This is a genomic window from Pseudomonas sp. Choline-02u-1, from assembly GCF_002836515.1.
Classification (GTDB): Bacteria; Pseudomonadota; Gammaproteobacteria; order Pseudomonadales; family Pseudomonadaceae; genus Aquipseudomonas.
Genome location: NZ_PJBC01000012.1, coordinates 85,443 through 104,030 on the forward strand (window position 1 = coordinate 85,443; position 18,588 = coordinate 104,030).

The following is an 18,588-nucleotide window of genomic DNA, read 5'->3' on the forward strand; positions in this document are numbered from 1 at the left end:
CCCGGCGCGGATGCCATCCTCGCCGGGCTGTTCGGTCGCCGCGCATCGTTATATTCTGGCATCAACCTACGAAGGGATTTCGCCGTGCGCTGGCTCAGGATTGCCATAAGCTTCACCGTCACGCTGATGACCTTGCTCTGCATGCTCCCGGCCCAGGCCGCGCAAGGCAGTGGCTGGTCGGTATTGCTTGACGATCAGGGCATCCTGCAACTGAGCGACATCCGCTCCCCTCGCTACACCAATCAATTCAGCCCCACCGAGCTTGACCGCCTGACGGCAGCCGAACCCGAGGGTGCCCTGTGGCTGCGCTTCAAACTGGCGCCGGGCAAGCACGAACAAGTGCTGCGCATCTTTGCCCCCGATCTGTCACAGCTCAATCTTTACGTGCTCGACGGCGACCGGCTGATCGAGCAACGCAACACCGGCAACGACCGGCCCCAGGCAGAACATCCCTTGCCGAGCAGCGATTTCATGCTGCCCCTGCCCCAGGCCGATAAGCCGCTGGACGTCTACGTGCGCATGGTCTCGGACCATCAGCTGCGCCCGCACATCACCCTGCAAGCAGCCGTGGAAGGCGCAGCCGATCAGAAGCAGACGCTGATCTTCGGCCTGCTGTTCGGCTGTCTCGCCATGCTCCTGCTGCACAATCTGGTGCGCTACGCCTACTCGCGCTCGCGCAGCAGCCTTTGGCTGGCGATCTGTGAGGGCCTGCTCGGGCTGAGCCTGTTCCTGTTGCTCAACCTCGCCGGTCCCTGGCTGCCGAACTGGCATGCGGTGCAGACGCCGGGCGCCTATCTGGCGTTGCTGATGACCGCCCCCGCCGGACTGATGTACGCCCTGCGCTTTTTCGCGCCACTCGGCCAGCACCCACTGAACAAACTGCTGTGGGGCGACATCATATTGATCGTCACGTGCAGCCTCCTGCTGCTGTTCGTCAACACTTTGCCGCTGAACATCATCACTTATGCACTGGTGGCGCTGGCCGGCCTGAGCATGTTGCTGGTGGGCTTCTATCACTGGCAGAAGGGCTATCGCCCGGCGCGGCTGTTCGTCGCCGCCATGGTGATATTCAACATCGGCACGCTGGTCATCCTGCCGGCGCTGCTGGGTCTTACACTGGTCACACCGCAAGGCCTGATCATCACGCTGATGGTGTTCATCTGCATCAGCGGCCTGCTGATGAGCATCGCCCTGGGCGAGCGACAGCGAAGCATCACCGAAAGCCGCTTCAGCATCAGCCGCGACCTGGCGGCAAGCAATGCCGAGATCAACGCCAAAGCCGAATTCCTCGCCAAGATCAGCCACGAAATCCGCACCCCCATGAACGGCGTACTGGGCATGACCGAGCTGCTGCTGGGCACGCCGCTGTCGGTCAAGCAGCGTGATTACGTGCAGACCATCCACAGCGCCGGCAACGAACTGCTGACGCTGATCAACGAGATCCTCGATATCTCCAAGCTCGAATCCGGGCAGATCGAACTCGATGACGTGCAGTTCGACCTCAACGCGCTGATCGACGATTGCCTGAGCATCTACCGGGCCAAGGCCGAGCAACAGAACGTCGAGCTGATCAGTTTCATCCAGCCACAAGTGCCACGGGTGATCAGCGGCGATCCGACGCGCCTGCGCCAGACCTTGCTGAGTCTGTTGGAAAACGCCCTGAAGAAAACCGAGGAAGGCGAAGTGTTGATTGTCGTCGCCCTCGACGAGCGCAGCAGCAAACCGCGCCTGCGCATCGCCGTGCAGGACAGCGGCGTGCCGATGGAGACGGAAGAACGCGAGGCGCTGATGCACGCGGAATTGCACAGCAAGCACTTCCTCTCGGCCAATCGCCTCGGCGGTAATCTCGGTCTGGTGATTGCGCGGCAACTGATCCGTCTGATGCAGGGCGAATTCGGCATCAAGAGCGGCGCCACTCAGGGCAGCACCTTGTGGCTGACCCTGCCGCTGGACCCGGATCGTCTCGAGCATCCGACGTCCGACCTCGACAGCCCGCTGCAAGGCGCGCGGGTGCTGGTGGTCGATGACAATGACACGTGTCGCAAAGTGCTGGTGCAGCAGTGCAGCGCCTGGGGCCTGAATGTCAGCGCCGTGCCGTCGGGCAAGGAAGCGCTGGCGCTGCTGCGCACCAAGGCGCACCTGCGCGATTACTTCGACGTGGTGCTGCTCGACCAGAACATGCCCGGCATGACCGGCATGCAACTGGCAGCCAAGATCAAGGAAGACCCGAGCCTCAATCACGACATTCTGCTGATCATGCTCACCGGCATCAGCAACGCGCCAAGCAAGATCATTGCGCGTAACTCGGGGATCAAACGGATCCTGGCCAAACCCGTTGCCGGTTATACGCTCAAGACTACCCTCGCCGACGAACTCAATCAGCGCAACAAGGGCCAGGTGGTGTACCAGCCGCAAGTGCTCACGGCGGCTACGGCAGCCAAAGTGCCGAGCGACTTCCGCATCCTCGTCGCCGAAGACAACACGATCTCGACCAAAGTCATCCGCGGCATGCTCGGCAAGCTCAACTTGCAGCCGGACACCGCGAGCAACGGCGAAGAAGCGCTGCAAGCGATGAAAGCCCAGCGTTACGACCTGGTGCTGATGGACTGCGAAATGCCGATCCTCGATGGCTTCTCCGCGACGCAACAACTACGCGCCTGGGAAGTCAGCAACCAGCGCATCCGTACGCCTATCGTGGCGCTCACCGCCCACATCCTTGCCGAACACAAGGAACGCGCCCGCCAGGCGGGGATGGATGGGCACATGTCCAAACCGGTCGAGCTGTCGCAGTTGCGCGAGTTGATCGAGCACTGGGTCGCGCAGCGCGATCAGCAGAACCGGGCGACGACCCAGCCGTCGTAAACCGACAGAGGCGGCAGTGCCTGATAGACTCCCCCCGACTCCATCGCCAGTGAGCTTGCATCATGCTCCATGTGTTATTCAGCGTTTACCTGAAGATGCTGGTGCTCTACAGCCCGTTCTTCGTGTTGTCCTGCTTTATCAGCCTGACCCGTGGCTATTCGCGCAAGGAGCGGCAACGCCTGGCGTGGAAGGTCGCTCTCGCGACGCTGATTTCCAGCGTTTTGCTCTATTTGTTCGGGCGGGTGATTTTCGATGTGTTCGGCATCACTGTGGATGCGTTCCGCATCGGCGCCGGCAGCGTGCTGTTCATCTCGGCGCTGGGCATGGCCCAGGGTAAACCGGCAGTGCAGGCCGACAATGTGCAGCAGGACGTGACCATCGTCCCGCTGACCATCCCGCTGACAGTCGGCCCCGGCACGATCGGTGCCTTGCTGGTCATGGGCGTCAGCCAACCGCACTGGGACGACAAGCTCACCGCGATCATGAGTATCGCACTGGCCAGTTTCACCGTCGGCGTGGTGCTTTATCTATCGAACCGCATCGAGCGGATTCTCGGCGATCAGGGCTTGCAGATCGTCAGCCGCTTGATGGGGCTGTTTGTTTGCGCGCTGGCGGCGCAGATCATCTTTACCGGCGTGAAAGGTTATCTGGTGTCTTGAGCGCTTGCAGCCGTCCGCACAAGACTCAATAAAACGCCGCGAACGGCAACGTTCGCGGCGTTTTCGTGCAGGCTCAACCCGTCAAGGCAATTGTTCAGCCACGGCCGCCAGCGTGGCGATGGCGTCGCTGTCCTGTGCAACATCAAACCCCAGCAACCATTGCTCCAGCGCCAATACATACTGGCGACCCGACACGCTGATCGCCAGCTCGCAGGCGCTCTGCTCCCGGACGTTGCGCACGATCAGACTGCGACCGCTGTCCGGATCGGCGAGCACCAGCTCGTCATCGACCCGCGACATCAACCAATGCCCACACTCCCCACATCGAGCACGAGCAAGCCTGGCTCCGCGGTTTCGCTGACTGTCGGACGCCGCACATCGACGACAATGCAATCCAGACGCTGCCAGCTAGCGGCCGAAATCCGATAGCCCTCCGTGTGCGAACCAAAGCTGAGGATCAACGTGTCCACGCCGTCGACTATCAACGGCAGGATCTCGGTGAGGTCATCGCTCACCTGCAGCGTCATGACCTGCGCATCGCGCTGGGCATGGCTGCCCGGCAACCAGACGCCATCAGTCGTTCCGGCACTGAAGAGCAATACGTCAATGGGGTCGAGCAGTAGCGGATTGTCTGCGTCACGCGTTCCGAGGAACGTTGCCCACTGGCCATCGTCCCGCGCGGACACATCGAACAGCCGATTCAGCGCCGGCACGTAATATTGGTAACGCTTGCCGGTATTTTCGACGGGCAGAAAGGCGGCATGGGCTTGTCCGTCCAGCAGTTGCTTCAAACGCTCGCACAATTGTGCCGGCGTTTCGCCGAGGCGCCGGGACCAGCGATTTTCCGTGCCGACGATCCGCGCAGGCTGTTGATCCTGCAGTAGCAGCGTCACGCCTTCGCGGGTGCGCCCGAGCAGGCCATCGCCCTGCGGCAGAACTTCGCCGAATGTCCACGATGACCAGACCGGCTCGGCCTGTGGCAAAGCCTGGCGATGCTGTACGACGTCGCTGTTGCCGAACGCTGCGCGAACCTCGTCGAAGGGCACCAGCGCTTGCCGCCAGATTGTTCCGACGTCGGTATTCAGCAGCCAGACGGCTTGCCGATCCGGCGTCAGACCCAGGAATGCCAGCTCGCGGTTGCCAGACGTTTGCGCCAGTACCAGCTTTTCGTCCACGCACCACGCGGCCAGAAAGGGCTGGCCTGCCTGGGCGCGCAAGCCGATGATCGCAAATGCTGCGCTGTTGTATTGCCTGGCCAGCGCAGGCAGTGCGGCCAGCCAGTCGGGGTGGTGTTGCAGCCAGCGCTGGCTGAGCCCGACGAACTGCAGCACCTCTCTGTCTAACTCCGACAACCCGTTATCCTCACGGACACCCAAGTCGATCTCGAACAGTCGACCATCGCTCAACGTGGCGAGATAGCTGTCACCGATGCGTCTGACGTCAACCACATCGCGCGCCAGCGCTTGCTGCATGAAAACATTGTCACGCAGTTCGATGCCATGGCTGAGCATCTGGCTTTGCTTGCTGTAGAACAACAGCGCTATGGCCGGATCAGCGGATCGTGGCATGAGCAACACTCGGTCCACGTCACTGTGCGGGTCGGCGCGCAAATAGCGGCCGTTTTCCGTCCCTATCCAGGCTCGCTCGAGCAGTTGATCGAAAGAGTAAGCCTGGGCATGAATATACGGTGCGTAGCGCCAGGTGCTGATGGTCGGGGTCATGCCGGGGGTTTCGTCGGCATAGGCGCGAAGCGGTTTCTGGCGATGACGGAAAAACGCGATCCGGCTGCCCTCTTCAGGCTTGAGGGGCGAATTTTCCAACCCGCGCGACCTTAGCGTGATGTCGGTCAGTGTCACGTCCTTGTCAGCCAGATGAAATTCCAGCGTGGTTTGCACGTTGAGGTTTTTTCGCTCAACCAACTGCTGCCAGACGCGCAGAGTGCCGTCTGCGAGTTGCGCAAAAGCGCTGATTTTCGTGCCGGGTTCCAGGCTCAGCAAACGATAGCGCTGCACGACCAGCCCGCTGAGCACATTGACGCGCCAGACAGTGGCGTGATCGGGATGATAAAACCACGCTTCATCTGCAGTGGCGGCGCCCAGCAGCAAGCCGTCGTTGACCTCGCCCGGCAGGTTGCGCGCGTATAACAGGCGTCTGCGCGGGCCATCATAAAAAGCCGTGGTCCTCAGCGGGCGGCTGGCCGGACTGAACGGCACGTTGAATCGCTCAAGCCTCAGATAGCCGACGGCGAGACGCTGCTCCTCACCGAGTTTGCGCAGTCGCGCAAGAACATCGCGCGAATGGTGGGTATCGCCAAGCGTGACGGATACCAGACGCAATGCGTTGTGCTGCCAGTCCAGCTCGTACAGTTCACCTCCGGCCAGTTCGATCAGCCCCTCGAAAGCCGACAGCACGATGCCGTCAATCGTCAATTGGCGCCCCGCCAGATGTATCCGTGGGCCGTCGTCATCCGCAATCACTGCATCAGCAAAGCTGACCTGCTCGAGATTGACCCAGGGCGCATGCACCAGCCATTTGCCAAAGCCGTTGAATGTCACCTCGCGCAAACCGGGTGTCAGGCGCAACTGACAGTGTCCGGGGGTGGCGGTGATTTCATAGGACAGTTTTTGCTGCCATTCCACCGGTAACCTCGGCACCGCCAGCTGACGAACCTGCTCATTGAGTTGTACGCGGATCGTGGTCGGTTTATAGACCGGGTGCAGCTTGTAGAGAATATGTTTGAGCGACGGCGTGCTGTGCAGATAAAAACGCCGGTTGCCTTGCTCGTCATATTCGAGCTTGTCCGCCAGGCTGTTGCGCAATTGCGGATAACGGGTATGGATGCGCTTATCCAGTTGCGTCGCCAGCGTATCGCCCAGGGCGGTGAAGGGATGAAACGCTGCGTACCAGTGCGGGTCGGCATGTTCACTGGAACTACGCGGTTCAACCCGCTCGCCCGCCAACGGCTCATAGACATAGCCGGCGCCCCCCAGTTGATATTCGTAACCGTAATAGCAAAGCGGTGTGCAGGGCAGCACCACGGTATGCAGCGCAGCATTGTCGCGGATATCCAGCGTTGCGCTCTCGCCCAGACCGAAGGCCTGGCGAATGTTCAGCGAGCGCTGAATCTGCTTCGGGTCATCGTTGTACTGCGGCAGCTCCAGCGGGCCGCCGCCCCACGGGTAAAACCGCTGGCTGTCGAAAATAACCTGCCGGTCTTGCAGATCAAGCTGTGTAATGACGGCTTCGGGTGGAAACTGCAGCGTCCCGTCGGCAAAGGTAAAAGCGCCTGGACGGTAAGCGTTGTGAATGGCCCGCAAATGATTGCCGACCGCCGTAGCCTTGTCGGCGATCTGCCCCAGATTACTGGCAATGGCGGTGGCACCGATGCCGATACCGAGCAACGGCACGGACAGAATGGCCGCCGCCGCGCCGACCGTTCCACCGACGGCCAGCGCGGCGATGTCCAGCCCCAACGCCGCCACATTGAACGCCAGCGATGTGGAAAAACGTGAGCGCTGCTCGTGGTTCTGCGCCAGTGAAAGGTTATAGATGTCGAAGCCGATGTTGACCAGCGAGAACGCAAAGCCGACACCGACGGCTGCCGGCCCGAGCGCGCGACCAGCCAGCGACGGCTGACGCAACAGCAACGCTTGCTCACTGGCGGCCACCTGCCGCACCAGGTTGATCACCTGAGCGGTATCGCTGACCACGCCGAAACCCAGTTGGGCATAACTGACGTAGACCTGCACTTGCAGAGCGATCGACAGAGCCGGCAACTGATCCCCCGCCTGGTAATCGCGCTGACGCATCTCAGTGACCAGAGTCTGGATCGCAAAAGCAAAACTCAAGCGACTGCCGCCGTCAGACTCGGCCGAGACTGCGGGTTTTGCCGCTTTGACCAACTGCTGCACATGCTCTTTGAGCTTGTTGAATCGCGGGTCGATTGTGCTGACCGTTCGCGCCTCACGCGGGTTTTGCGCATCGACCAGAGTCAGCGAAAAAGCGCCGTCCGCCTGCGGCTTGAGGGTGTCGAGCAACGGCAGATATTCGCGCCCGAGCGAGTGTTCACTGCGCAATTGCTGCGTGGCCTCGCCAAATGCCTGCGCCCAGTACCGAGCATCCACTTGCGCCAGGCTTGTGCCCATGCGCGCGTTTTCGCTGAGCGAGCGCTGGCGCGCCAGCGCTTGTCTGGCCCAGACCGAGGCACGGCGCGAATCGCTCGAAGGCGAGTGTAAAAAGCTGTCCACGCGCAACCCCGCCGACAGTTTGCGCGCGGCGATCACATCAGTGTTCAGTTCGATGACGTTAAATTGCGCACCCGCCATATCGCCCAGACCGTAAAGCCTGGCCAGTGCGCTATCGCCTGCGCTTAGATAACGCTCTACGCCGAGCTTGACCAGGGCGGCTTCGGCGAACCCATAGATGGCAAAGTTCGGATCGTAGAAACGGTAGACGAACCGGCCGTCCACCTGCACCTTGGCCATCAGCAACGCGTGATCGCCGGTGTCGAGCAACAGGACGGTAGAGGCCGTTTTCATCTCCAGCGTCTGCATCAGCGTGTCCAGACTCTGCAAACCCAGAGGCTTGCCGATGGAGCTGGTCGGCACAGCCCGCAATTCGTTCAGCGCACTGAGCAACGCCCGTGAGCTGGTGTGTTCAGGATTGATGTTGGCCGTAGCGACATGCCCGACCAGCGTGCGCTCGGCCGACTCGCCGGCGACCACCGCAGCGCCCATCAACAGCGCCAGCGGATAGCACCGTCGCCCTGGGTCGCTGTTCGTCTGCATCAGCAAATCCTGCGAGAGCTGCCGGGCCGACGTCGCGCCCGCGCTGATGAACATCTCCCGCACCTGCGCACTGCGCTGAATGATCCGGGTGCGGTATTCGCGCTGCGCGGTGCGCTTGATCAGCCCGATGCGTTCCCTCCACTGTCGCACCGTCAGCGCTTCGAAGAGCGCCTGGACCTTGAGTTCACGCGCCGTCAGCACAGGATGCGCCTCACCCCGCGCCAGCGCCGTCTCGGATTCGGGGCGCTGGTGAATGGCTTTTTCGACAGCGTCAAACCGCGCGAAAGTGCCGTCGCCATCGGTTGCCACGGCAAGCTCAAGTACGCTTTGCCAGACACCCGCAAAGCCCACATCGTCGAGACTGCCTGCACCGAAAATCCCACCGAGCATGACCCGCTGCAGCGGACTGAGTTGCTGCAACGGCAGCACGTCATGAGCAATACGAGTGAACAGTTCGTTGAGGTTGTCGGACGTCTCGGCGCCATGGGAAACGGGCAGGTCGCTCAGCGGTTGCGCAGCAATCAACTGCCGCGTGTCGAAGCCGATGGCAACAGCATCGGTGAAGGTGATTTCACCGCTGAGTTTTTCGCGCATGGCCCGGACAAAGGGCTCGCCCAGGTCATCTATCCATCGCTGCAGGACCGAAGTCAGTAAAACCGGTTTACCGCCCAACACCGGCCAGCCCTGCTTGAATGTCAGCGTCTGTTGCGGTTTGAGCAGATCCGCCAGCTGACCGGTATAACGCGACTTGAATTTGCCGCTGCGCCATTTTTCCTGCTCATTGGCCAGCCACTGCGCCTCATCGTCATTGACGGTCCAGCCGGAAATCATTTCCTCCTCAGTCTGGACGTTATAACCCTCGGCCAGTTTCAAGTGTTGCTGAACCTTGAACACGTCCTGCGCGAACAGGTGTGTCTCGACGTAATTTCTCACTCCGGTCACCGCCGCGCCGGGTCCGGTCAGCGCAATGGTGCCGCGCGCTCCGACGCGAATGCCATCACGGTAATAATTCAAAATGGCCTCGCTCAAACTGCCAATAAAATCCTGCTGTGTTCGCGTCAGTTGCCCCCCTTCGATTTTCTCGTTCATCACGTTTTCGATGACATCGAGTAATCGCTCGGTCTGTGACCAATCCACCGACGAGGCCATTACTGAGTGTTCAATGGCTTGAAGGCAGTCGTAGTTGAACCGGATCAACTGCATGACCGCGAGCGTCATTTCACTGTGAGGCTGGGCCAGCATGTACGCGTTCATTTCCCGGTCCAGTTGCGTACCCATGCGCAGACCATGGGCCGGGCTGCGGTCTTCACGCGGTGCGACGAATATCTGCTTCACTCCGGGCTTGCTGCGGGCAAACGCAAGCAGCGCATCCAGATCGGCAGCGGGCAGGGTATCGGTGCGATCGGCGTAGCGCAGGCGATCGCGACCTGGCAGCAATGTTTCATCATGATTAAGCAAGAGTTGCAACAGGCCCAAGCGTTGCGCGTCATCAAAATTGCTTATATCGACGCCACCGGGTTTTTCGGCCAACGGTGGCAAGTAATCCATGTCGCTGTAACGCCCGCCCTCCAAGTATTGCGCCTGCAAGCGCACAACATCACTGGCGGCGGCGAAGTTGCCACGCATCGCCACTTCCCGCTGATAGACATCGGCCAGAAAATGCCCGTGAAACTCTCGGCGAACATCGCGCAACTGCAAGTCGCTGCCAGCCATTTGTCGATGGGTCTGCAAACAATGCTGTCGAAAGTTTTCCAGTGTCGCCCGGTCTTTACCGTAAGCGCGCACCATCAATTCAATCCGGGCCTGATCGGCCTTGCCTTGCCATTGTGGTTGCTGCAGAAATTCGAACATCTCGCGCTTGAAGACTCGCGCACGATCTTCGATCATCTTTGCCAGCGCACCGGGACTGCTAATGGAGTCGCCGCCAGCCTCCATCGCATCCACTCGCGCGCTGTCAGTGATGACCCGATTCATTTCGAAAGCCAGCAAGGCATCGCTGTCATACCAGAGATTGAACTGGTAGCCCTCGGCGGCCAGGACCTGGCGCCAGACATTCATGTAATCACGCTGGATAGCGCCGACCTGGCTGCCGCCCACCCAGACAAAGTGCATTATTGCTGGCACTGGCGCAGTTACGTCACTGAACATGCTCACCGTTGCCGCCAGGCGTGCCGCGTAATCGCGCAGCCTGGTTTCGATTCGATCGATAGCGGCCGGCATGGGTGCAGTCTTGCGATTGGCCAAGCGCTCGAAGTTGTCCAGGAAAAGCGTTACGACTCGCAGCTTTTCAGTCAAGTTCGATGCCGTGCCTGCACTCTCGTAAAGCGCGATCAACTCGGAATATTCGCCGGTCGTGGAAAACTCTTTCAAGGCGTGTTTCAGCGCTGAATAATCCTGCTCAGAAATAAAACCTGATTCGCCGACATACTGCTCCATGACACCCATAAAAACTTCATCCCTGATTCATCAAAGTAAACCTGGACGAAGTTATGCCGCCGATGCAGCGACTTCAAAAAACACAAAACTCAAATAATTTCCCGGGAAACATTACATAACATTCACATCGCTCATGCGCACGATCCGGCAACATATAAGTTGCTGACAAATGATCCGTGAAACAGCCAAAGCGGCGTTCCTGACGCAAGCATCGGCCGGTGACAAAGGGGAAAATCCGAGAGCGAACTTTATCGGGATGTCACGCCGAGGCGAGTTGCTTACAACTTGCCTCGGCGTGCAAATCAGGAAAGCGGCTTTTCGCCGTACCAACGCGGTGTGTAAACCCACTCACCACCGCTGGTGCGAGGGAACGTGCAAGTGGTAGAGGAGCCGATCAGCACCATCGTGCGCATGTCGACCTGATCCGCAGTCAACCCGCCGAGGGTGGTCGTGCGCAACGACTGGCCCGGACGCCCGATGTCGCGCCCCAGCACGACCGGTGTTTGCGGCGCGCGGTGCTGCGCAACGATCTCCAGCGCCCTGCCCAACTGCCACGGACGCGCACGGGAGATCGGGTTGTAGAACGCCAGGGCCAGATCCGCCTCGGCGGCCAGATCCAGACGTTTCTCGATGATCGCCCATGGCTTGAGGTTGTCCGAAAGCGACATCACGCAGAAGTCGTGGCCCAGCGGCGCACCGGCCTGAGCGGCGGTGGCCAGCGAGGCGGAGACGCCGGGCAGGATTTGCAGATCTACGCTGTGCCACGCAGGATCGTCCGATTCGTGCAAGGCTTCCAGCACCGCAGCGGCCATGGCGAACACGCCCGGATCGCCCGAGGAAACCACGATCACCGAGCGGCCTTCGGCGGCGAGCCTGAAGGCATGGCGGGCGCGCTGCATTTCTTCGCGGTTGTCGGTGCAGTGCTGCACCTGATCGTCGCGAAACGGACCGGCCATGCGCACGTACGTTTCGTAACCGAGCACATCGGTGGCGCGCGCCAGTTCGGCTTTCACCGCGGGCACCATCAGTTCGGCGGCACCGGGGCCGAGGCCGATAACCGCGAGACGACCGCGTGGCCGGCCGATCTGCGCGACCTCCAGCGGTTGCTCGGCAATCGCCACCGCAAGATTTTCAACGCTGACCACGTTCGCGCCTGGCACTGCAGCGCGGACCAATGCCTGCAGATCGCTTTGCCCCGCCACGAAGCGCAATGGCACGCCCAATTCAAGCGCAGCCTGGCGCAAATTCGTCGAGGCCATATCAGTGTCGGCGGCCACAAGGCAGGCCAGTGCCGGTACGGCGACGTTGGCCGCCTGCAACGCATGGCGAACGACGTCTGGCAGATCAGTCACATCAGCGCTCACCGCCACCGCCACACTGCGCGGGTAAATCAGCAATTCATCAGCGCTGGCCATACGCTGCGCACTGCTCACATGAATCGAACGCACAGCCTGCGGATCCTGCGGCAACTGCGCCTGATCCAGCCACGGCGCCGCGCCTTCGATGCGCACGCTGTGCCCGGCGAGCAGATCGGAGACGAAGCGCTTGCCCGATTCCAGATCCGCCAGTGCATAGCCGCTCGGTGGGTTGAGCAGGCAGGTGCCAAAGCGCAATTCGCCGCTGGTGGTGATTGCCGGCGCGACTTGCAGCGCCGCCGCGATCTCCCGGGCCATGACGTTGACTCCGCCGAGGCCGCCCAGCAGCGGCACCACCGCGCTGCCGTCTTCGGCCACTGCGAGCACGGCCGGTTCGGCGCCTTTCTCCAGCAACAGCGGTGCCAGGGTGCGAATGACAATCCCGGCCGCGCACAGGGCAATGATCGGCGTGTCCTGTTGATACAGCGCGCGCAGGGTCGCGCCGAATTCCTGATACAGGCAGTCGGCGCCTTCGACGCGTCCGGCAAGGCCATGGATCTGCGCCGTCGGATAGACCTGCTGAATGCGCCGCGCCGTGGCCAGGCTACCCTGGCCGAGGATGACGATGGCGGGAGTCGAATGCGTCATCAACCTTGCCACCGTTCGCCCGGGACGATGATCAGCGAGAAGTACGGCGAGGACATCGGTTCGACCTGATCCATCGGCACGATCTTCTGATTGGCCATGGTCGCCCGTTCGACGTACAGCGCGCGTTCGGCGAGGCCGAGCTCTTCCAGCACCTGACGCACCTTGGGAAAGTTGCGTCCCAGCTTCATGATCACCGCCGCATCGGCATCGGCCAGACGCCGCTTCAATTCTTCCTGGGGCAGCACGCCGGAAAGCACCGACAGGCTCTGATTGCGATACACCAGCGGCGCGCCGAGCACCGAAGCGCCGCCAAGCATCGAGCACACGCCGGGCACGACTTCGGCCTCGTATCGGCTGGCGAGTCGGTCATGCAGATACATGTAGGAGCCGTAGAAGAACGGGTCACCTTCGCAGATCACCGCCACGTCGCGGCCGGCGTCCAGATGCTCGGCGACCGCCACAGCGGCTTCGTCGTAGAAATCGCTGATGACCTGCTCATACGACAGCGGTGCCGGCAAGGCCTCGGTGGTCACCGGATAGACCAGCGGCAGCAGCTTCTGCGCCTCGACCAGATGCGCCTCGATGATGCCAAACGCATTGCCCTTCTTGCCCTTGGCCACGAAGTACGCGACCACCGGCGATTCGCGCAGCAGGCGCAAGGCTTTGACGGTGATCAGTTCCGGATCACCGGGCCCGACACCGAGGCCGATCAGACGTCCCTGGGCGTGCATCATTCGATCTCCGTGGCGAGGGCATTGACGGCGGCGGCGGCCATGGCGCTGCCGCCCAGGCGGCCCTGCATGATCACGAACGGCACGCCACGGCTGTCGGCAGCCAGCGCCGCTTTCGATTCTGCGGCGCCAACGAAGCCGACCGGGAAGCCGAGGATCAACGCCGGTTTCGGCGCGCCGGCGTCGAGCATTTCCAGCAGATAAAACAGTGCGGTCGGCGCATTGCCGATCACTACGACGCTGCCTTCAAGGTGCGGGCGCCACAGCTCCAGCGCGGCGGCCGAGCGGGTATTGCCCAGCTCGCGTGCAAGCTCAGGCACGCTGTCGTCGCGCAAAGTGCAGATCACTTGATTGTTGGCCGGCAGACGGGTGCGGGTCACGCCTTCGGAGACCATGCGTGCGTCGCAGAGAATCGGCGCGCCAGCGGCCAGTGCATCGCGCCCGGCCTTGCCCGCGCCTTCGGAGAATTGCAGACCGTCGACAGCCTCGACCATGCCGCAGGCGTGGATCACCCGCACGGCGAGTTTTTCCAGGTCGGCGGGAATGCGCGCCAGATTGGCCTCGCGGCGAATGATCGCGAAGGAGTTGCGATAGATCTCCTGACCGTCGCGGATGTAATCAAGCATCAAGGGGGCTCCGGGAGCGGGCGTCGAGCAAAGTCGCGGCCGCTTCAATAGTAAGGTTGCAGGCGTGCAGCGTGCCGAAACCGGGTTGTGCTGCATCGCGAAAATAGAGGTCGTAATGACCTTGGGCAACGGCCAGCAGCGTCGCTGGCGCGCAGTGAGCGGCGGCGCACGAGCGCGAGCAACCCGACAGGTGCACGCTCTGTCCTGCCGACAGCAGAGGTGCCAGTTGCCGGGCATCCTGCTTGGTATCAGCCAGGCCTTTGCCACAGCCATCGGAGCCGGTGCAGGCGATCAGGCGTGCCAGCGGTTCGGCTTGGCTGGTCAACAGGCCCAACGCTCGCAACTGCTCAAGCACTGGGTCGGTATCAACGGCGTTCACGTTCGGCAGCAGCAGGCTTTGCCACGGGGTGAAGCGCAGGCTGCTGTCGCCAAACTGGCGCGCCAGTTGCGCTGCGCCGCGCAGCATTGACGGAGCGAGTCGCCCGAGTGGCGGCACTGCGCCCACGTAGCAGCGACCCGTCGTGTTTTGCCGGTGGACGCCGATGTGCAGCGCTTCAGCCTCAGGCGAACGCTGCCAGTCGCTGATTGCTCTGACCGACACGCGCTCGCGCAACTGTTCGAGGAATGCGAGCCTCGGCAATTCTCCGAGCAGGTGGCGCATGCGCGTCTGCTCTGGCCGGGCCATGTCGAGGAACAATTGGAGCACCGCCACCACCAGCGCGTGAGCGTTTTGCACGGTCACGGCACCGAGCGGCCGATCCGTCGGGCAACCGGCCAGACCGAATGCCCAGAGGGTTTGGCCATCACGCTCGCACGCCGCCAGCCACAGATCATGTGGATGCTCCAGCATCGCCAGCGCTTCACCGCCATCGAGCTGCACGGCGAATTTGGCGCTCAGCTCATGGAAGCGCGAATGGCTTTGCAAGGTGTCGAGGATTTGCTCGGCGAGGCCGCGCGTGTCGATGCGCATCTGCCGGTCAATGCCGGCGGCCGGGCTGAGCATCAGATTGCGCACATCGTCGCCAGCAGCGGTTTTAGGCCCAAGGCCAGCGGTGAGCAAGCGCTCGATCAGCGCCGCCGATTGCACACCGATTCCACGAATCTGCAGATTGCCGCGATTGGTCGCTTCGATCGCGCCACTGGCGAACTGCTCGGCGGCAGCGGCCACTGCATCGGCCTGATCAGCACTGATCGAACCGCCAGCGAGCTTGATCCGACAGATACCGCCGTCCAGCGCCTGGACGATACGCAGCAACCCCGGGCAGGCCGAGGGGCGTAAGGCGGTGGACATCGGGCGTTCGTTCAAGGGGCTGACCGGTTGCGTGGCAGAAGCGCTTCGCGGGCGAAGGCGCGGTATTATGCCTGCTTTGTCCGGCGGCATGAAAAGTCTGCCCGTCGGAACGGCACGTTTAGAGGAATATAGATGTCACCCTGGCTGACGATCGTGGGAATTGGTGAGGACGGCTTCAAGGGCCTGGGCAAGAACGCCCGGCGTGCTCTGATGGGCGCTTCGCGGATCGTCGGCGGCCAGCGGCAACTGGATTTGCTACCGCCGTGCATCAACGGCGAGCGGCAATTGTGGCCGAGTCCGTTTTCTCTCGCGCCCGTGCTGGCGTCGCCGGGCGTGCCGGTCTGCGTGCTGGCCAGTGGCGATCCGATGTTCTATGGCGTCGGTGCCAGTCTGGCGCGTCAAGTGCCGAGCGCCGAGATGTCGATCATTCCCGCGCCTTCGTCGTGCGCACTGGCGGCGGCGCGCTTGGGCTGGCCGTTGCAGGAGGTGACGATTGTGTCGCTGGTGGCGCGGCCGCTGGCGGCGCTCAATGCGCACCTGTTCAGCGGCATGCGGTTATTGCTGCTGAGCAATGACCGCAGCAGCCCGGCAGCCGTTGCGCAACTGCTGCGCGAACGTGGTTTCGGCGCCAGTCGCATGACCGTTCTCGAGCATCTGGGTGGCGACGCCGAACGGCGTATCGCCGGCCGCGCCAGTGAATGGGACGACACTGCGGTTGCCGACCTTAATGTCATCGCTATCGAGTGCCTGGCCGAATCCGGCGTTACCGGTCTGTCGCGTCTGGCCGGGCTGCCCGACTCGGCGTTCCGCCACGACGGCCAACTGACCAAACGCGACGTACGCGCAATTACCCTCGCCCGCCTCGCGCCGACGCCCGGCGAACTGCTCTGGGACGTCGGCGCCGGCAGCGGCTCGATCGGTATCGAGTGGATGCGCGCCCATCCGAGTTGCCGCGCCATCGCGGTTGAGGCCGACGAGGGTCGTCAGCAATTGATCGAACACAACCGCGATGCGCTGGGCGTGCCTGGTCTGCAACTGATCCGAGGCAAGGCGCCCCAAGTGCTCGATAGCCTCGAACGCCCGGATGCGATTTTCATCGGCGGTGGCGTGACCCGCGATGGCGTGTTCGAAACCTGCTGGCAACAGCTCAAACCCGGTGGCCGTCTGGTCGCCAACGCGGTGACGCTGCAAAGCGAACTGACGCTGATGAACTGGCGCGAGCGCTACGGCGGCGAGCTGACGCGTATCCACGTCGCCCAGGCGCAACCGCTCGGCGAGTTCGACACTTGGCGTCAGGCCTTGCCGATCACCCTGCTCGATCTGGTCAAACCCCTCGATGCGTGACGAAACCGCAGAACAACCCGCGCCCCTGCGCAGCGGCCTGACGACCGGCAGCTGCGCCACCGCCACCAGCCTCGCCGCCGCGCGCCTGTTGCTCAGCGGCACGTCGGCCGATGCGGTGCAGATTGTCTTGCCCAAAGGCAAACAGGTGCAGATGCGTCTGGAGTTCTGCCGACTGAATGCGCACGGCGCCGAAGCCGGCACGATCAAGGACGCCGGCGACGATCCCGACGTGACCCACGGCGCTCTGCTTTATTCGCAGGTGCGGCTGCTGGCAGAGCCGGGCGTGCGCTTCATGGCCGGTGCCGGCGTCGGCACCGTGACCCGCCCTGGGCTGGTGCTGCCGGTGGGCGAACCGGCGATCAACCCGGTGCCGCGCCAAATGATCAGCGATCACCTGAGCCTGCTCGCCGCGGAGACCGGCTATGGCGGCGGGTTTGAGGTCACGGTGAATGTCGAACGCGGCGCAGAACTGGCGCTGAAAACCATGAATCCACGCTTGGGCATTCTTGGCGGTTTGTCGATCCTCGGCACCAGCGGCATCGTCCGACCGTTTTCCTGCGCGGCCTACATCGCTTCGATTCATCAGGGCATCGACGTGGCGAAAACCAACGGTTACCTGCACATCGCCGCGTGCACTGGCAACGCCAGCGAAGACACCATGCGCCGGGTCTACAACCTGCCGGAAATCGCCCTGATCGAAATGGGCGACTTCGTCGGTGCGGTGCTCAAGCATCTGCGCAAAGTACCTGTGGATAAACTCAGCCTGTGCGGCGGTTTCGGCAAGATCAGCAAACTCGCCGCCGGCCACATGGACCTGCATTCGCGGCATTCGAGCATCGACTTGCCGCAACTGGCCGACTGGGCGGCGGCGATCGGCGCAGACACCACGTTGCAGCAAGGCATTCGTGCGGCCAACACCAGTCAACAGGCGCTGGCCATGGCGGCTGCGGCAGGGATTGCGCTCGGTGACGAAGTTTGCCGGCATGCGCTGAGTTTTGCGCGCAGCGTGGTTCCGGCGCAGGTGCAGGTCGAGGTGTTTGCGATCGATCGTCAAGGCGGCATTGTCGGACATGCCGGAGGTTTTGCATGAAGCGGATTCTGCTGCTCGGTGGCGTGACTGAAGCGCTGGCGATCGCCCGCACGCTGGGGCCGCAACATATTTACAGCCTCGCCGGGGTTGGCCGGGTGCCGACAGATCTGAGCTGTCAGGTACGCGTCGGTGGTTACGGTGGCGCTGAAGGTCTGGCGCAATTCATTCATGACCAAGGCATCGATCTGCTGCTCGACGCTACGCATCCGTATGCCGCGCAAATCAGCCAGAACGCCGCGACTGCCGCGCAACTGACCGGTATTCCTTGCTGGGCCTTGCGCCGCCCGGCGTGGCAGCCACAGCCCGGCGATGACTGGCGCGAAGTGGGCGACTGGGCCACGCTGATCAGCGCGCTCAAACCCTTCCGCCGGCCGCTGTTCACGCTTGGCCGCGAACCGCTGCAGCATCTGCATGAAATTCCTGAGAACCAGTTCTGGACCCTGCGCGCCCTCGACATCTATCCCGGCAACGCGCGCTGCGAAGTGATCGGCGCACGCGGCCCCTTTCTGCTCGTGGATGAACGAGCGCTGTTCGAGCGCCGGCACATCGACGTGCTGATCAGCAAGAACAGCGGCAGCTCCGCCACCGAGCCGAAGCTGGAAGTGGCGCGTGAGCGCGGCGTACCGGTGCTGGTGTTGCAGCGACCGGAGTTGCCGGGGGTTGATCGGGAGTTTGGCTCGGTGTCTGAAGTCCTCTCTGCCCTCTCGAACCTCAGCCCAACCTGAAGCCAGGAAAATTCAGGAATACCTTCGCGGGCAA

11 protein-coding genes are annotated in these 18,588 nt (G+C 62.4%); 5 read left to right on the plus strand and 6 right to left on the minus strand.

What is annotated here, in order from left to right; translation table 11 throughout:
- Window positions 1-84: 84 nt before the first annotated feature.
- Both CXF97_RS09780 and CXF97_RS09785 read left to right on the plus strand, forming a co-directional pair.
- The gene (locus CXF97_RS09780; RefSeq protein ID WP_101158323.1) at window positions 85-2,862 is read left to right on the plus strand and encodes a hybrid sensor histidine kinase/response regulator; all 2,778 of its coding nucleotides are present in this window, start codon (window positions 85-87) and stop codon (window positions 2,860-2,862) included.
- Window positions 2,863-2,924: 62 nt separating this feature from the next.
- Window positions 2,925-3,521 carry a MarC family protein gene (locus CXF97_RS09785; RefSeq protein WP_101158325.1) on the plus strand — a complete coding sequence of 199 codons (597 nt, stop codon included), beginning with the start codon at window positions 2,925-2,927 and terminating at the stop codon, window positions 3,519-3,521.
- 81 nt (window positions 3,522-3,602) lie between these two features.
- Here the strand turns inward: CXF97_RS09785 and CXF97_RS28420 are convergent, their stop codons facing one another.
- The 6 genes from CXF97_RS28420 to cobG all read right to left on the minus strand — a co-directional run bounded on the left by CXF97_RS28420 (window position 3,603) and on the right by cobG (window position 15,395).
- Window positions 3,603-3,821, minus strand: a complete 219-nt coding sequence (locus CXF97_RS28420; RefSeq protein WP_256589746.1) for a hypothetical protein — start codon at window positions 3,819-3,821, stop codon at window positions 3,603-3,605.
- Window positions 3,821-10,753, minus strand: coding sequence for a TcdA/TcdB pore-forming domain-containing protein (locus tag CXF97_RS09790; RefSeq protein WP_256589747.1), 6,933 nt, complete (start codon window positions 10,751-10,753; stop codon window positions 3,821-3,823). The genes CXF97_RS28420 and CXF97_RS09790 overlap by 1 nt, the downstream gene beginning before the upstream one ends.
- Before the next feature lie 293 nt (window positions 10,754-11,046).
- Window positions 11,047-12,747, minus strand: coding sequence for a precorrin-3B C(17)-methyltransferase (gene cobJ / locus CXF97_RS09795; protein ID WP_101158326.1), 1,701 nt, complete (start codon window positions 12,745-12,747; stop codon window positions 11,047-11,049).
- A complete protein-coding gene (locus CXF97_RS09800) occupies window positions 12,747-13,478 on the minus strand; it encodes a precorrin-2 C(20)-methyltransferase (RefSeq protein WP_101158360.1) in 732 nt (243 codons plus the stop codon). The genes cobJ and CXF97_RS09800 overlap by 1 nt, the downstream gene beginning before the upstream one ends.
- Window positions 13,478-14,104 (minus strand): precorrin-8X methylmutase, encoded by a 627-nt coding sequence (locus CXF97_RS09805; RefSeq protein ID WP_076565519.1) that lies wholly within the window; start codon window positions 14,102-14,104, stop codon window positions 13,478-13,480. Before CXF97_RS09805 ends, CXF97_RS09800 begins: the two co-directional genes overlap by 1 nt.
- Window positions 14,097-15,395 carry a precorrin-3B synthase gene (cobG, locus tag CXF97_RS09810; protein WP_305881882.1) on the minus strand — a complete coding sequence of 433 codons (1,299 nt, stop codon included), beginning with the start codon at window positions 15,393-15,395 and terminating at the stop codon, window positions 14,097-14,099. The genes CXF97_RS09805 and cobG overlap by 8 nt, the downstream gene beginning before the upstream one ends.
- 132 nt (window positions 15,396-15,527) lie before the next feature.
- Between cobG and cbiE the strand changes: the two genes are divergently transcribed.
- From cbiE to CXF97_RS09825, 3 genes are read left to right on the plus strand one after another with little or no spacing between them, the layout of a single operon-like run.
- Window positions 15,528-16,739 (plus strand): precorrin-6y C5,15-methyltransferase (decarboxylating) subunit CbiE, encoded by a 1,212-nt coding sequence (cbiE, locus tag CXF97_RS09815; protein ID WP_101158328.1) that lies wholly within the window; start codon window positions 15,528-15,530, stop codon window positions 16,737-16,739.
- Window positions 16,732-17,829 carry a cobalt-precorrin-5B (C(1))-methyltransferase gene (locus CXF97_RS09820; RefSeq protein ID WP_101158329.1) on the plus strand — a complete coding sequence of 366 codons (1,098 nt, stop codon included), beginning with the start codon at window positions 16,732-16,734 and terminating at the stop codon, window positions 17,827-17,829. The genes cbiE and CXF97_RS09820 overlap by 8 nt, the downstream gene beginning before the upstream one ends.
- Window positions 17,826-18,554: a cobalt-precorrin-6A reductase gene (locus CXF97_RS09825; protein WP_101158330.1), complete on the plus strand. Its 729-nt coding sequence runs from the start codon at window positions 17,826-17,828 to the stop codon at window positions 18,552-18,554. Before CXF97_RS09820 ends, CXF97_RS09825 begins: the two co-directional genes overlap by 4 nt.
- Window positions 18,555-18,588: the final 34 nt, after the last annotated feature.